The organism is Luteimonas rhizosphaericola (genome assembly GCF_029888045.1).
In the GTDB taxonomy this organism is placed as follows: domain Bacteria; phylum Pseudomonadota; class Gammaproteobacteria; order Xanthomonadales; family Xanthomonadaceae; genus Luteimonas; species Luteimonas rhizosphaericola.
The window spans coordinates 1-1,672 of record NZ_JARXRN010000004.1 but is presented as its reverse complement, the minus strand read 5'-3'; the positions used below and the strand labels follow the sequence as shown (position 1 = coordinate 1,672).

The following is a 1,672-nucleotide window of genomic DNA, read 5'->3' as shown; positions in this document are numbered from 1 at the left end:
TCGGTGTCATCTGGCATGTTGCTGGTGGCAGCAAGTCGGGTGCCGCCTAACAATTCATTCAAGCCGACGCCGCTTCGCGGCGCGGCTTAATTCAGCCGTTAGGCCCCACAACTAACACATGATCTGCATCAGAGTGAGCTTGCCGCTGTTCTCCTCGCCAACCGATTCCTTCGGATCGGTTTCTGGCTCTCTACGGCTCGACGCGCTTCCGAATGATGGAGACACATTTCCTTGGCCAGAGAACTGGGCAACTGCTGGCTTGCCACACTTCACCGATACAGCTCAGAGTCGCATATGGGGCGTTTCTTCTTGGGATCTGTCTGACGCAGACTATCTTGCAACAATGTACGGGTTCGTATGTAGCTCACCGTCTGAGGCCAGACGGTACGCAGAGTTTTTTCAACAAGTTGCAGGCTTTGACTTTGATGAGTACTGATCTGCAGGCTCTGCCCCTGGGGCCTAACAATTCATTCAAGCCGACTCCGCTTCGCGGCGCGGCTTAATTCAGGCGTTAGGCCGCACAGGGGGAATGCCGTGGATTTGCTAACAGCGCTGGTATGGCCAGCACTGATTGTTGGCGTCTTGTATTGGCAGCGGAACGACATCCAAAGGCTGTTAAGTGCGTTGGCATCTCGCGTTGAGCGCGGCGACACTTTTGAGGCGGGCGGTATCAAGCTGGAGTCAACCCAACCTCGCCTGCCAACAGATGCGCCATCACCAAGTGCAGCCGCAGACAGTCAAAACGGCGCCGATCCTGGTCCTCCACATGACATTTTTCTACTTCATCGGTTCAGGCGCGATAGGTCGCTGGACAAGAATGGCCACGTCTACTACAGGCTTAACATCTGGATCGAAAGCGATGGCATCGATCTGTCAACGATTGAATCGGTCACCTACCATTTGCATGAGTCCTTCAAGGATCCTGTTCGTACCATTACTGACCACTCCATCGCATTCGAGCTGAATACCGCAGGTTGGGGGTCATTCTTGCTGTTTGCTGACGTCAAGTTCCACGGAGGTGCCACGTGGCGGATAGAGCGTTACCTCAATTTCTAGCGGTGCGGCCTAACAATTCATTCAAGCCGAGCCCGCTTCGCGGGTCGGCTTAACTCAGGTGTTAGGTGCCATGAAAAGCATCCTCGTAACCGTAAGCCTTCTTCTTTGCGCATCATGCGTATCAGCGCACGAGCTTACGGATTCGTTTCCTCGTGATACACAAGTCACTGTCCGGACTGATTCGATCGCCGTTGAGTATTGTCCAGACAATACCTGTGATGTGTTCACTCTCAACGACCCTGCGGGCTCGCAAGTGCTCCAAGATTTTGCATACGCATATCTGCTCGGAGCCTCAACTTACATCTATCTCAAACCGTTCCAAGCAGACGTAGACTCGCCCGCCACAAAGTCGGTACTCGGCCGCTACAGCGCCCACTGCCCCCAGGAGCCCTTAGTCCAGGCTGCGAGGTGCGTCATCACATACCTGCTAGACAAGCATCCCATTCGGGTAAGCTTCGTCCGCTACGACGAGGGGGAGCGCAATGTGGTGCCCATTGCACCCGAGGATTTCTGGCATGGCACCTAACAATTCATCCAAGCCGACGCCGCTTCGCGGCGCGGCTTAACTCAGGCGTTAGGCCGCTCGGTCGAGAATCCCATGATCGGTGTTTGGTCC

Annotated in this window: 1 protein-coding gene; it reads left to right on the top strand. The window is 54.9% G+C overall.

Translation table 11 applies throughout. The features are described 5' to 3' along the window. Window positions 1-534: 534 nt before the first annotated feature. On the top strand, window positions 535-1,056 hold the full coding sequence (locus QFW80_RS00115) for a pYEATS domain-containing protein (protein ID WP_280598823.1): 522 nt from the start codon (window positions 535-537) through the stop codon (window positions 1,054-1,056). Window positions 1,057-1,672 lie beyond the last annotated feature (616 nt).